Below are 15,073 nucleotides of genomic sequence, written 5' to 3'. Positions count from 1 at the left end.
GGTGTGCTTAGTGGATTTCAGTAATAGCTTATGTTGTAGAGTGAATTTACCTTATCCTTCCGTAAAAATATGTAAAAAAGACAAACATGATGCCGCATTACTTTTAGATGATTACGCATCATGCTGTACAAGTGAATATACTACAATATCACAATATATATATGCTCATGAACTAGCCGGAAGTAAATATGTATCAGATGCTTTTTTATGTATAGCTATGGTAGAAATGTCTCATCTTAGTATGCTGGCAAATGTTATCTGTCAGTTAGGGGTTAAACCTAAATTTCGCAGCGGCAGCTGTGAAATCTGGTGTAGTGATTGTGTACCCTATGGACATTGTACTAAAGATAGAATAAAACTTGCCATAAAAGGTGAATGCAGAGCAATAGAGCAATATAGAATGCATATTGAAAAACTTCATAACAAGTGTATTAAAGATTTACTTGCAAGAATAATTTTGGATGAGCAATTGCATATAAAGATTTTTAAGAGCTTATTGTGTAAATAGTTTAAAAATATGCAGTCGAAAAATCGAATAATTAAAAAAATAGTTGAATTAAAAATTATATATAAACAGAATTCTTGGCATCAGGTGGAGTTTTTATTCCTACTGATGCTTAGAAGTCGTTATCCAGGGACGTAGCCACTCTTTACTCCCACTTGAAGAAAAGTAGAAAAAATCTTCGATTTTCTGTGAATCGATTTTACAGAGTGCAATGGGAGTATTAGAGTGGGTAGTCATCGGATAAATTAATATAAGACCGTCTTAAAATGTATTGATATGCATTAAAGATGGTCTTTTTTGTCTATAAATATATTATCAAATTAAGTCATATGGAAGTAGCTAAATAAATCTTGCAGCATAATATAAATTAGAAGAATGTAGTCTATAGTGGATAATTTTAATAGGAGGTTGGTATTTGTGTTAAATTCTATAGCAGCATTCAACAGTATATCGATGATGTTTATAGTACAACAATATATAAGTGTAACTATGATTTGTATATTTTTACTGACTATGATAGTGATTTTTATAAGACCAAAAGATATGAAAGAAGCCTATCCAGCTGCCATTGGTGCCATTGCAGTCATATTGGTAGGCGGCGTATCCTATGGAAATATTATGGATATTAATGATAAGATAGGCGGAGCTTCTCTTACTATTATTGCAACTATAGTAATGTCCGTGGTTTTGGAGAGTATTGGGTTTTTTAGATTTATTGCAATTAAGTTAGCACATTTATCAAAAGGGTCTGGTTATAGACTATATTGGAATATCCAAATATTCTGCTTTTTAATGACATTACTTTTTAATAATGATGGAAGCATATTAATTACTACCCCTATTTTAATATTATTGCTGAGAAAAATGCAATTAAAAACTCGTGATCAAATACCTTATCTATTAAGTGGAGCATTAATTGCTACTGCCTCAAGTGCTCCAATAGGAGTAAGCAATATCACGAATTTGATTGCGTTAAACATTGTTCATATGACTTTATATATGCACACTGCTATGATGTTTGTACCCTGTACAGTTGGATTGATTTTTATGTCAGTTTTAATGTTCTTTCTGTTAAAGAAGAAATTACCAAGTAAAATCCCAACAGAAATAGCTGGATTAGAGGATGAAGTGTTAAAAAGCCCTATTCAATATACTGAGCATACTGGAATCGGACAACCTAATGTTAAGGAAACTAAAGCGAAAGGTGCAAAATTGGGGAGGCTTTCTTTTGATACAGAGAGAAAAAGGACAAGTTTTATATTGAAAATTTTGGGATTTGTGTTTTCTATTCGATGTTTAATATTTGCTGCATCTTACTTTGGAATACCAATCCAATTTGTTGCTATAATGGCTTCAACAATTTTGTTATTGTGGAGATGGATTTATTTAGGAATAAATCCGAGAGATGTATTGAAAAAAACTCCATGGGATATATTAGTGTTTGCATTCTCTATGTATGTTATTATATATGGTCTTCACAATATTGGATTAACAGATTTTCTTGCCAGATTTTGTGAGCCAATTATAAAACAGAACTTGTTTGCAGCAAGTTTTATGATGAGTGGACTTACTTCGCTGCTAGCTAATTTGTTTAATAATCACCCAGCATTAATGGTTGTCACAATTACTTTAACTAGTATGAATCTAAGTTTAAAGGATTTACAAATGATTTATTTAGTGAATATTATTGGCAGCGATGTAGGGTCTCTTATTCTTCCTATTGGAACATTAGCATCCTTGATGTGGATGTTTATATTAAAGAAAAATAAGATAAAGATATCATGGATGGACTATTTGAAACTCTCTATAATAGTTATACCAGCAACTGTAATATTAACTATTGGATTATTGTACCTCTGGGTACAAACAGTATTTTTTAGATGAAAAATTGTATAGGATTTTAAAATCAAATATATATTTTATTTTGAAATCCTGTATGATTTAAAACTTTATCAATTGTATATTCTAACGTGATTAATATAATTATTCACTTAATTTTAATATATAAACTATAAATTAAATTGTTACAATACCATAATTTTCTAATATATATATGATTTATTTATATATAAATATGAAGTATAATTGTAATAGTGAGGTGATAGCCAGTGGAAAATAACCTAGTAGAGGTAGTTGATAAGCTTCTTTTATTGCTCCCAACATTAGAAAAAAGACTTATAAGGCCTTTAGAGCTTGAAATAAAGCCTAGTCTTAGCATATTACAGTATAATGCTTTATTTATTATGAAGAATGATGGAATACTGACTATGTCAGAATTATCTAATAAAATGTGTATATCAAAGCAGCAATTAACGCCTATGGTAGACAAACTTATTGATAATGAATTAGTTGAAAGAATGACTAATGAAAAGGACAGAAGGATAATTAATGTTAGACTTTCGGAAAGGGGTTATAATTTCTTAAATGATTCAAAGGCTGAAATAACTGAAGCACTAAAAAAGAGAATGGAAGTATTTGATCAAGATGAAGTGGATACATTATTAAAAGCTATTGATGATATTTATAGTATAACTAAAAAACTTGGATAAAAATAATCTTTGCTTTAAGAGATCTCTAAAGAAATAATTAATCAGTGTATCAGCATTTCTACCTGTTGTTTCTTTTAGATATTAATTTAATAAAGCAGGGATTATTTTTTTTTTTATGTTAAAAATAAGTTTAGTAGTTACTAAAGCTTTAGGAAGTGATAACGTGAAAAAAAATATAATTTATTATTTAATAATTATAAACCTCACACTATTAGCCTTCAATTTTTTAGGGAAGATGGGTTCTATAAGAAAATTTATATGTGTTGTAGATAAAGCTTTTTTAATTCCATTATTTGTTTCAATACTTATATATTATATTATAAGACCTTTAAATAATATTTTTATTAAAAAGGGACTGGGCTATGGAAGATCAAGTATTCTTACTTTGATTATTTTTGCATTTGTTTTAAGTGGAGTATTTTATTATTTCAGCAATTATGCCTATGAGCAGTTCCGGCAAATTAGCAGTGAACTCTGGCAGATAATAAATGATAGGAAGAATATTGATGGAATTATAAATTGGGTTAATAATTTTATAAATGTAAAGGAAATATATAGTTTGGCAACACTAATGGTTAAGCGTTACATTCAGGGAATAGGATATAATTTCAAACGAATTATAAGCTATTTTATGAATGCCTTTTCTATGGTTCTACTTATAATTGTTATAGTTTTTTATATGCTTAAAGATGGCCATAAATTTAAGGAAAAGCTATTAACTTTTATACCTGAAAAGTATAGGGATACTTCAGACAGAATATGTGACAATTGTGATGATGTACTAAGTCATTATGTTACAGGTCAGGCGAAGGTTGCTCTATCGCTGTCAATAATGATATTTATAGGTTATATAATAATAAAAATGCCAAATGCAATGCTGCTTTCAAGTATAACCTTTGTTCTTGCCTTTATACCTTTTATTGGATTTTTAATATCTATGATAATTCCAGTAATTATAGCCTTAAGTATGGGATTATCTATGGTGATAAAACTTATAGTTGTTTTTATAATAGTTCAGACATTAAAGGGCAGAATAGTTGTTCCTGCTATAATGTCAAAAAGTATGAATATTCATCCCTTGACGGATATATTTTTAGTAATTGCAGCAGTTTCTATTGCAGGGCCCTTTGCAGCTTTTGCAGTAGTGCCAATTTATGCAATAATAAAAAATACAATTATTATCTTAAAAAAGATAGCTTACAAGAAGGCTAACTAAGGCATGTGAAAATAAATAGTAAGTCAAAGATGCGACGAATATTTTAAATCCAACAAGGAAGCAGGTTTCGAAGATAGTGGGCTATCTGAGGGTTCTGCTGACGCAGTAGGATTTAAAATAGGCTAGCATACTGACTAGTTATTTATTTGAATATGCCTAATATTAGATAAAGATTTTTAAATAGAAAATGAGCAGCGTTTTGAAAGCTGCTCATTTATCTTTGATTTATTATTTATTTTCAGATGCCTAATCTAACAATCCATGAACTTCACAATAACATAAAGACTTTAATTTCTCTATTTTAAAATTTGCATCTGCCAATATTTCTGGCCAAAATTTAACAGTATCAATTACTCTTCTTTTTCTATCTTCAGGTAGTATTTCCCAGGCTACAAGAGAAGGATGCGTCTTCCTAGTGGAACTTTTTTCTTTTCCATAGACCCAACCAGCTTCTTTTTTCTGAAGACACCAACGTTTATGCTCGTAAGCACCCAAAGTATTTAATTCCTTTTCTGTAAACTTAATGGCACTTACTTTTTCTTTAACAGAAACTATATCATAATTAATTCGATGCAATGCATCAGGTATGTGTTTTATTTGATCTATACTGGAATTTCTTATATCATCATCAATATTATTCCATAAGTTAGGAGAAGTTTTATTTTCATTATTAGTTTTTAGCATCTCATGTTTTCCATAAATGTCCATTGCTAGCTTTTCAATTTTTTCACTGAAAAATGCATCTTGCATTAAATGTCTTGAAAATTGTTCCTCATCCACGTGGAGTTTGAGCTGCTCTTTTGAAGGTAAATAGGATTGCTCCCATTTTTTTGCATTATTAAGCATACTCATTTCCATGATAGCCTCCATAGAACGTGATTCATGCTTATATCTTGCAACTTTTAGCATAGCTCTAAGCACACCGTTATCTATTTGGGCCTCTCCTTTTTCATTTATAAGATGTGGCATTTTACGTTCTATTAATGAACGCAATAGCATAGCTCTACGGACAATAAATAGCTGATCCCAATTTTCATCTGTTTGATTAGGGCCCAGAATATTTACATAGCCTCTTAACCTACTTATAAAGTCTGGGCCTTTAGCGCTTTGAAATTCCCTCATAAAATATTTTTGTTCTTTTTCATCTTCCATTTCTTCACCACAGAACTGTTCAAAGGTACTGCTTGTTCCACCGGCAAACACAAAGATAGCCTTTCCAATAGGATGAATAGAATCACCTTCTCTAAATACACCATCCTGCATAGGGGCTAGGAAGTACTTTAACCACCCAAGCTTTGTACCAAAACTAGAGTCAAATTCATCAAAAAATACAAGGGGCAATTTACCTTCTAAAGAAAGATCTCTAACTTTATGAAAGGCGTTAATTAAATCTTCTAATGTCTGCAGCTGAGATAGATTAAAGTTTATTTTTTTAATTAATCCAGGAGCAATGCTGGAAGCTACTTCTGTTACACCGAAAGATTTTCCAGATCCAGGAGTACCAAATACAGCGATGGAAAGTGGACGAACGGTATTTTTAGTGGATATATATTCCAACATAAGATTTTTAATACTTCTATAACTTTCAATTTCTGTTCTATCAACGGTTTTTAAATTACCGAATCGTGCTATAGGTATAAATTTTAGGGCACTTTCTTCACCATTTTTAACTACATCATAGGCAATTTCAGCTAAATTAATAGAACTTTTATCTTTAATAATATACCAACAAGCTCGGCAGTTTGGATTGTTGGAGTTACGTATTACCACGTCCTGTATTTGCTCTTTATAGATGAAGTCATTTTCACTTTCTGCAAATATATCAGAACTTGGACAGACTTCGGACTCAGGATATTTTCCAAAACCATGAATAAAGTATTTTTGAGAATATACAATACCTTCTCGTATGCCTTCACTTATGGATTCACTTAAATCTTCATCATTTAATATTCCAAAAACGATATTATGAGCAAGGCCCGCTACAAAGCAGGATAAAAGCCCATACATACTTCCTTGACTATCCTTAATAAAGTCTCCTTCAAACTCATTTGTAAGAAAATATAAGCGAGATTCAGAGATTCCATCATTTCTATAATGTATAGCACCTTCAAGGCCAAAAGGCACAATAAGGTGATGACATTTCGCAAGGAAAGAAAGACTTGGATTATTATTAAGCTGCCAAATAAAATCTAGAGCTGTTCTTTCCCAAGAAAGACTTCTACTTATATTTACACCCTTTGAACGTAAATCATCCGCATTTATTACTACTATAGTATTTTCAATATGAAATTCTTCTAGATGCTTCCAAAGACTGTTAGAACCTATAGGGTTGTTCATTTTATATATGACTACAGGCTTTTTATTTGGTGATTTTAAGGCCAAAGGCCAGAATTCTTCACTGGAATTAAAGCCATTATCCTCATCATCTAGTATAACTAAATCAGCATTTTCATCATCATTAACTATTGGAAGTAGTCTGGGTATTCCAGAACAAGGACCTGTATAGCCCAAAAAATTTTTTATTCTATAAACTTTGTTTCTATCAGCTTTATTGCCACTTACAGAAAAAAGACCTAGTTCTGAAGTGGAGTGGAGTATTTCAGCTGGTAAAAATCCATTTGAATAGTCGATTTCAGGAGAGATTATAGGTAAATTTGTTGCTGAAGCTATAAGCTTTGATAACAGCAGTGCTTCTCCTGGCTTTAAATCACTATGTACATAAGGATAAGCCTGCCAGTTTAGATTCCCAACGCAGCTATTAGTTTTCCATTGTAGTAGATTTATGCAAATATCTCCAGATACAACAATTTTTAAGTTCTTGTCCTTCATGATTAGTACCTCCTGCTATAAGTATAATAATTGATTATGTAAAGAAAATTATAAAAATTGTATTTTAAATAACGTGTGGGATCATTAATATTCCTTGATGATAGTATAAACTTTGTTAGTTAGTTTTTCAAGTGATTATAATTATTTTATAATAATTATTACTATATCTTATTTTTATATAGTTTGTGTGCTGGCTAAGTGAATTAATTATAGTATTAATGTATAATATAAAAGTAGAATTTTTTTCAAAATAATTTCTATTTTTAGACTTTACTATGGGGAGATGAGATAATGAATTATAAATTAATTTGTATTGATATGGATGGAACTCTTTTAGATGATAAAAAAGAAGTGAGTGATGAAAATTTAAGAACTCTAAAAAAGGCTAGTGAAAAAGGTGTGAAAATAGCGGTATGTACAGGAAGACTATTTGCTTCGGCTAGATATTACGCTGAACTTATTGGAGTAAAGGCTCCAGTTATAGCATCTAACGGTGCCTATATAAGGGAAAAGGATAGCGATAAAGTTATTTATGAACTCTCTATAGGAGTGGATAAATGTAAAAAATTGCAAAGTATACTTAGTAAATATGATTTTAATATATATTATAATAAGTATGATGCTGTAATTACACAAAATGGATTCTATGAAGGTAATACCTATGCGGCAATGAATAAAAATTTACCTGATAAAAATAAAATAAAATTAATTACTACAGAGGACATAGATAAGGTTATTGAAGAACAGGGAGATGATATTTTAAAATGCATTTGCATCAGTGACAATTATGAAGGTTTAGCTAAAGCAAGAGATGAAATATTGGAAGCTGGATATTATGAAGTGGTAAGTTCTAATAGTGATAATATAGAAATAATGATTGAGGGCGTAGCAAAGGGAAGAGCAGTTAAAGTATTGGCAGATTTCTATAACATTGCTAGAGAAGAGGTTATTTGTATCGGAGATAACGAAAATGATTTGTCAATGATAGAATTTGCAGGATTAGGTGTTGCTATGGGTAATGCCACTGACAAGGTAAAAAATATTGCAAATTATATAACAGAGACAAATAATAATAATGGAGTGGCAAAGGTAATAGAAAAGTTTATACTTTAAGAAAATATATAAGATAAATACAGAAACGTAATCTTTACTTTACTAATGATTTATTATAGTTTAATATAAATTTTATATATTTAAATTCGTAATAGTGAGAAAGGGCGGAGTGAAAAGACAGTGGAGAGTTAAGAGTTGTTTCGCACTTTCCTTCATTATTGATTAAAGTACATTTAATAGAGCGGGGGACATAAAATGATTTTAGAAAAGGAAAATTTAAATATAGTTCTGTTTCAACCAGAAATACCTCAGAATACTGGTAATATAGCAAGAACTTGTGTGCTTACAAATAGTAAATTGCATTTAATAAAACCTCTTGGCTTTAGACTGGATGAAAAACATCTAAAAAGGGCAGGTCTTGATTATTGGGATGAACTAGACATGAATTTATATGATTCTTTTGAGGAATTAAGAAGAAAATATGAAAACTCAACTTTTTATTTTTCTACCACAAAAGGTAAAAATTACTATGATGATGTAGAATTTAAACAGGGAGATTTTATAGTGTTTGGAAGGGAATCCTGTGGCCTTCCAGATGAAATAAGAGATAGTGATCCACAAAGATGTATAAGAGTTCCTATGGTAAAAACAAGTTTAAGATCTCTTAATCTTTCTAACACAGTGGCTATAGTAGCTTATGAGGGAATCAGACAAATTGGATTTCCTAATATGAAATAAGTCATATGAAAATAAAGAGATCGGCAATTAATAGTGGCTGTTTGTATTAAAATTACTAATAAAATAGGGAGAAATTTTAATGGAAAAAATTAAAATTATAACTGTAAGCACCGCGGACTTGAATGAGGACGTAATAAAAAAGTATGATATAGAGGTACTCCCTCTTATAGTAAATATAGGTGAAAAATCTTATTTAGATGGTGTAGATATAACCACATCCAAACTGCTGGAAATTATGAAAAATGAAGCAATATTTCCAACTACTTCTCAGGTGAATCCTCAAAGATACTTTGAATGTTTTGAAAAATATCTTAATGAAGGATATAAAATACTGCTTTTAAACATGTCCTCAAAAATGAGTGGAACATATCAGTCATCCTGTATAGCCAGAGACATGCTTGACAAAAAGGAAGATATAGTAGTAATTGATACTTTAAATGTTACATCAGGACTTGGAGTTCTTGTTCTTAAGGCATGTAGATTAAGAGAAGAAGGTCTTAGCCTTTATGAAATAAAAGGAAAAATTGAAGAGGCTATTCCACATGTTAAGAGTGCTCTCATATTTAATAGTTTGGATAACCTAGTAAAGGGAGGAAGATTATCTCGGACTGCAGGCGCCATAGGAAACATCTTGGGTATAAAGCTTATACTTGAAGTAAGGGATGGAGAAATGGCTGTAATGAATAAAGTGAGAGGAACTAAAAAGGCAGTGAAAACTGTTTTAGAGTACACTGATAGGTTAGGTTTTAGTGAAAAAGATACAGTTATATTACTACATATTGATGAAGAAGAAGTAAGAGGTAGTTTGAGAGCAAATCTGGAAAGTAATAATAATAATTTTATAGAATGTGAAGTGGGATGTGTGGTTGGAGCACACTGTGGAGCTCAGGCCTGTGGAATATTTTTTATTGAAAAATATTAAATGAATTTATTTTGCAATTGATGAAGTATGGTATAATTATTTTAATATAAGGCATCATGAAAAAATAACTATGTATTTTCAGATGCCTAAATAATTAATTCAGATTTAGGTGATGGTATGAATTTAGATTTTAATTTAAATTTAACACAGCAGCAAAAGCTTGTAATGACCCAGCAGATGCAGTTATCTGTAAAGCTTTTGCAAATGTCAAATTATGAACTTTTAGATTATGTTAATAAAGAAGTACAGGAAAATCCTGTAGTGGATATAGAGCCTTCAGATGTGGTGCAGGAAAAAAGTGATGAAATTGATTATAATAAATTGTCTCAATATTTAGAATCTGATAATTACAATAGCGGAGAAATTTCAAGAGATAATGAGGAAGTATCACCATTTAATTTTATATCTGAGCAAAAATCCTTAAAGGATTTTTTAAAAGACCAAATTATAGACTTGCTTGAAAATGATTACATTAAATCCATATGTTTTTATATTATTGAATGTATAAATAGTTCAGGTTATTTAACGGAAAATATAGATGAACTATCTGAGATTTTAAAAGCAGATAAAAAATATGTCTATGAAAGCCTAGATATAGTACAATCCTTAGAACCTGTGGGTGTTGGCGCTAGAAATTTAAAAGAATGTTTAAAAATACAGGCTGAAAAAAGAGGTATATTGGATAAGAATCTTCAGGATATAATAGATGAATATTTAGAAGACATAGCTGAAAATAGATACAATAAAATTGCTAAGGATTTAAATATTACAATTCAAGAGGCTCAAGCTTATGGAGATAGGGTAAAAGCCTTTGAGCCAAAGCCTTCAAGAGGTTTTTATACGGGGGATGAAACTGAGTATATTATACCTGATGCTTATATAAAGCAAATTGAAGATAAATTATATATTATAATGAATGATAATTTTATACCTAAACTTTCCATTAATAATTTATATAAGAATATTTTGAACGATTCTCAGGATGAAGATGCAAAGAAATATGTTAAAGAAAAAATAAATGGAGCCACATTTCTTATAAAGAGTATAGACATGAGGAGAAATACCATATATAAAGTTATTGAACAAATTGTTAATATACAAAGGGATTATTTTTTAAATAAAGACAGCTATTTAAAACCAATGACCTTAAAAGATATCTCTGAAAGAATAAATATGCATGAATCCACTATTAGTAGAGCTATTAAGGAAAAATATATAAATACAGATAGGGGAATTATAAAAATTAAAGATTTATTTACTACATCTGTTAGTAATAATAAAGAGGAGGACTTATCTACAGTTAAGATTAAAAATTATATAAAAGATATAATTGATAAAGAAGATAAGTCAAAGCCAATTTCAGATCAGGATATTTGTAATATATTGAAGAGTGAAAGTATGGGTATTTCTAGAAGAACTGTAGCGAAATATAGGGATGAATTGGGGATAAAATCATCCAGCAAAAGAAAAAGATTTTAGATTTTCAGATTTTTAACAAAATAATTTAGACTTTTTTTGAAAATACTATTTAAAAATGAGTTTATTTATTCTATAATAATAACTGGGACATGAATTGAGTTACTGGGACATCAGTAGGCCAGAGGGGTGGTTTAATTGCAGGATATTTTAAAATTACAGCAAAAAATTGTTCCAGAGCTTATGGAGTTACTTGAGAAAAGGTATAATATACTTAGAGCAATTTATTATAATCAGCCAGTTGGAAGAAGGATTTTGGCAAATCATCTCGAAATTGGAGAAAGAGTAGTCAGAACAGAAATTAATTTTTTAAAAAAGCAAAACTTAATCAATATAAGTACGCCCGGGATGACAGTCACCTCAGAAGGCGAAGAGATAATAGATAAGCTGAAGGATTTTATACACGAAATTAAAGGTTTAAGTGAAATAGAAGAGGCTCTAAAACAAGCCTTAAAAATTAAAAAGGTTGTAATTGTGCCAGGAGATGTAGAAGAAGATCATACAGTTATGAATGAACTTGGAAGGACTGCTGCACAATATGTAAGGGGAATACTTAAGGATAATACCATCATAGCAGTTACTGGTGGTACTACTATAAAAGAAGTTATTGATAATTTATCCTACATTCCTTATTTTAAAAATACCATAGTAGTTCCAGCAAGGGGAGCTATGGAGAGAAAAGTTGAAACAGAAGCCAATACGCTTGCTGCTAGTTTAGCAAATAAATTAGGAGCTACATATAAACTTTTAAATGTTCCAGAAAATTTAAGTGATGTGGCATTCAGTACAATTCTTAATGAAAAAAGTATTAAGAATGTTATAGATATATTACATGATGCAAATGTGGTTATTTATGGAATTGGTCGAGCTGATGAAATGAGTACAAGGAGAGGCTTAAGCCAAGAGGAAACTAGCATTATATTAGAAAAAGGGTCAGTTGGAGAAGCCTTTGGTTATTATTTTAATAGAAGAGGAGAAGTAGTTTATTCAACTCCCTCAATAGGATTAAAAATAGAAGACATTAGGAAACTTGAAAATCTTATAGCCGTAGCTGGTGGAAAGTCAAAAGCAGATGCTATAGCATCTGTACAGCTTAATAATGAAAAAAATATTCTCATTACAGATGAGGGTACAGCAATGGAGATATTAAACATGGCTAATGATAATTATGATAATTAGTAAAACAATTGTTTATTAAAGTATTTATTTATAGTGCTTAGTAAATAATATGTTTTGTTAATATATAAATTGCTAATATTATATATTTACATATAATTTAGAATATTTTATTTTGGAGGTAGTAAAATGACAAAAATAGCTATTAACGGTTTTGGAAGAATAGGAAGATTGGCATTAAGAAGAATTCTTGAAGTACCTGGTTTAGAGGTTGTTGCAATCAACGACTTAACTGATGCAAAAATGTTAGCACACTTATTCAAATATGATTCATCACAAGGTAGATTCAATGGTGAAATTGAAGTTAAAGAAGGAGCTTTCGTTGTTAACGGTAAAGAAGTTAAAGTTTTCGCTGAAGCAGATCCTGAAAAATTACCATGGGGAGAACTAGGAATAGACGTTGTTCTTGAATGTACTGGTTTCTTCACAAAGAAAGAAAAAGCTGAAGCTCACGTAAGAGCTGGTGCTAAGAAAGTTGTTATCTCAGCTCCTGCTGGAAATGACTTAAAGACAATAGTATTCAATGTTAATAACGAAGATCTTGATGGAACTGAAACAGTTATATCAGGTGCATCATGCACAACTAACTGCTTAGCTCCAATGGCTAAAGTATTAAACGATAAATTCGGAATTGAAAAAGGATTCATGACTACAATCCATGCTTACACTAATGACCAAAACACATTAGATGGCCCACACAGAAAAGGTGATTTCAGAAGAGCTAGAGCTGCTGCTGTCAGCATAATCCCTAACTCAACTGGTGCTGCTAAAGCTATCGCTCAAGTTATCCCAGAATTAAAAGGTAAATTAGATGGAAATGCTCAAAGAGTTCCAGTTCCAACTGGTTCAGTAACTGAATTAATTTCAGTTCTTAAGAAAAATGTTACAGTTGAAGAAATCAATGCTGCTATGAAAGAAGCTGCAAATGAATCTTTCGGATACACTGAAGATGAAATAGTTTCAGCTGACGTTGTTGGAATATCTTATGGTTCATTATTTGATGCAACTTTAACTAAAATTGTAGATGTTAATGGATCACAATTAGTTAAAACTGTTTCTTGGTATGATAATGAAATGTCATACACTTCACAATTAGTTAGAACTTTAGAATATTTCGCTAAAATTGCAAAATAGTCTTAAAAGTTAATAATTGAAATTTTAAAATGTGAACATAGTAAATAGGTCTGGTTTTGTAGTTAAGGCTATGAGGCTGGGCCTTTTTAAAACTAAATATGTAAATATAGATTCTAATAGATATAATAAAACATTTTTTAAAATAATTTTTATGAGGTGAAATGATATGTCATATAATAAAAAGACAATTGAAGACATCGATGTTAAGGGTAAAAGAGTATTAGTAAGATGTGATTTTAATGTACCTTTAAAAGATGGCGTTATAACTGATGAAAACAGACTTAATGGTGCACTTCCAACTATAAAATATTTAACAGAAAAAGGTGGAAAGGTTATCCTTTGCTCACATCTTGGAAAAGCTAAAGGACCAGATCCAAAGCTTACTCTTGCTCCAGTTGCAAAGAGACTTTCTGAATTACTTGGAAAGGAAGTTGTTTTTGCTGCAGATGATACTGTTGTAGGAGAAAATGCTAAAAAAGCTGTTGAAAACTTAAAAGAGGGAGAAGTTGTTCTTCTTCAAAATACAAGATACAGAAAAGAAGAAGGAAAGAACGAAGAAAACTTTTCAAAAGAATTAGCTTCACTTGCTGATGTATATGTAAATGATGCTTTTGGTACAGCTCATAGAGCTCACTGCTCAACAGTTGGTGTAACTCAATTCGTTGAAACTGCTGCATGCGGATACTTAATACAAAAAGAATTAAAATTCTTAGGAGAAGCAGTAGAAAATCCAGTAAGACCATTCGTAGCTATTCTTGGTGGAGCTAAAGTTTCAGATAAAATCAATGTTATAAACAATCTTCTTGAAAAAGTTGATACACTAATCATTGGTGGAGGAATGGCTTATACATTCTTAAAAGGCCAAGGATATACTATTGGTAAATCACTTGTTGAAGAAGATAAAGTAGAATATGCAAAAGAAATGCTTGAAAAGGCTAAAGCTAAGGGCGTAAAATTATTACTTCCAATAGATAACGTAGTTGGAGCAGAATTCAGTGCTGATACTAAACCTGTAACTACTGATGATGCAAATATTCCAGAAGGATACATGGGTCTTGATATTGGACCTAAAACAGCAGGAGAATATGCTGCAGCTGTTAAAGAAGCTAAAACAGTTATTTGGAATGGACCAATGGGAGTATTTGAGTTTGAAAACTTCGCTAAAGGAACAATAGCTGTTGCTAAGGCTATGGCTGAAGCTGATGCTACAACAGTTATAGGTGGTGGAGATAGTGCTGCTGCTGTTAACCAATTAGGTTTTGGAGATAAAATGACTCATATTTCAACTGGTGGTGGTGCTTCACTTGAATTCTTAGAGGGAAAAGAACTTCCAGGAATAGCAGCACTTAACGATAAATAATTAAGATCTATATATATGTGGAATAGAAAAATTATTTAATAAATTTTTCTATTCTGTCTTTAATTTTAATAAATATTATTAAATAATATTTATTATTGCAAAGATTATTTACAGA

Annotated in this window: 12 protein-coding genes; 11 read left to right on the top strand and 1 reads right to left on the bottom strand. The window is 30.6% G+C overall.

What is annotated here, in order from left to right; all coding sequences use genetic code 11:
* Positions 1–10: 10 nt before the first annotated feature.
* The 4 genes from ABF633_RS12705 to ABF633_RS12690 all read left to right on the top strand — a co-directional run bounded on the left by ABF633_RS12705 (position 11) and on the right by ABF633_RS12690 (position 4,270).
* On the top strand, positions 11–508 hold the full coding sequence (locus ABF633_RS12705; RefSeq protein WP_415524204.1) for a ferritin-like domain-containing protein: 498 nt from the start codon (positions 11–13) through the stop codon (positions 506–508).
* Between the two features lie 414 nt (positions 509–922).
* Positions 923–2,389 (top strand): arsenic transporter, encoded by a 1,467-nt coding sequence (locus ABF633_RS12700; RefSeq protein ID WP_415524202.1) that lies wholly within the window; start codon positions 923–925, stop codon positions 2,387–2,389.
* Positions 2,390–2,613: 224 nt separating this feature from the next.
* Positions 2,614–3,054, top strand: coding sequence for a MarR family winged helix-turn-helix transcriptional regulator (locus ABF633_RS12695; protein ID WP_415524200.1), 441 nt, complete (start codon positions 2,614–2,616; stop codon positions 3,052–3,054).
* A gap of 115 nt (positions 3,055–3,169) precedes the next feature.
* Positions 3,170–4,270 (top strand): AI-2E family transporter, encoded by a 1,101-nt coding sequence (locus ABF633_RS12690; RefSeq protein ID WP_415524198.1) that lies wholly within the window; start codon positions 3,170–3,172, stop codon positions 4,268–4,270.
* Positions 4,271–4,516: 246 nt separating this feature from the next.
* Here ABF633_RS12690 and ABF633_RS12685 read toward each other — a convergent pair whose 3' ends face one another.
* Positions 4,517–7,099, bottom strand: a complete 2,583-nt coding sequence (locus ABF633_RS12685; protein WP_415524197.1) for a RyR domain-containing protein — start codon at positions 7,097–7,099, stop codon at positions 4,517–4,519.
* A 291-nt stretch (positions 7,100–7,390) separates the two neighbouring features.
* On the opposite strand from ABF633_RS12685, the gene ABF633_RS12680 reads away from it, so the two are divergent.
* From ABF633_RS12680 to ABF633_RS12650, 7 genes are all read left to right on the top strand, one after another.
* Positions 7,391–8,212: a Cof-type HAD-IIB family hydrolase gene (locus tag ABF633_RS12680; protein WP_415524195.1), complete on the top strand. Its 822-nt coding sequence runs from the start codon at positions 7,391–7,393 to the stop codon at positions 8,210–8,212.
* Between the two features lie 195 nt (positions 8,213–8,407).
* Entirely contained in the window at positions 8,408–8,890 is a 483-nt protein-coding gene (locus ABF633_RS12675) for a tRNA (cytidine(34)-2'-O)-methyltransferase (protein WP_415524193.1), read from the top strand.
* A gap of 79 nt (positions 8,891–8,969) precedes the next feature.
* Positions 8,970–9,812: a DegV family protein gene (locus ABF633_RS12670; protein WP_415524192.1), complete on the top strand. Its 843-nt coding sequence runs from the start codon at positions 8,970–8,972 to the stop codon at positions 9,810–9,812.
* A gap of 117 nt (positions 9,813–9,929) precedes the next feature.
* Positions 9,930–11,291, top strand: a complete 1,362-nt coding sequence (rpoN, locus tag ABF633_RS12665; RefSeq protein ID WP_415524191.1) for an RNA polymerase factor sigma-54 — start codon at positions 9,930–9,932, stop codon at positions 11,289–11,291.
* A gap of 135 nt (positions 11,292–11,426) precedes the next feature.
* Positions 11,427–12,467: a sugar-binding transcriptional regulator gene (locus ABF633_RS12660; protein ID WP_415524190.1), complete on the top strand. Its 1,041-nt coding sequence runs from the start codon at positions 11,427–11,429 to the stop codon at positions 12,465–12,467.
* Positions 12,468–12,593: 126 nt separating this feature from the next.
* Positions 12,594–13,598 (top strand): type I glyceraldehyde-3-phosphate dehydrogenase, encoded by a 1,005-nt coding sequence (gene gap / locus ABF633_RS12655; protein WP_415524189.1) that lies wholly within the window; start codon positions 12,594–12,596, stop codon positions 13,596–13,598.
* 166 nt (positions 13,599–13,764) lie between these two features.
* The gene (locus ABF633_RS12650; protein ID WP_415524187.1) at positions 13,765–14,958 is read left to right on the top strand and encodes a phosphoglycerate kinase; all 1,194 of its coding nucleotides are present in this window, start codon (positions 13,765–13,767) and stop codon (positions 14,956–14,958) included.
* The last annotated feature ends 115 nt before the right edge of the window (positions 14,959–15,073 follow it).

This window comes from Clostridium sp. (assembly GCF_047718555.1).
Lineage (GTDB): Bacteria > Bacillota > Clostridia > Clostridiales > Clostridiaceae > Clostridium_I.
This window is presented reverse-complemented; position numbering and strand designations above follow the sequence as displayed.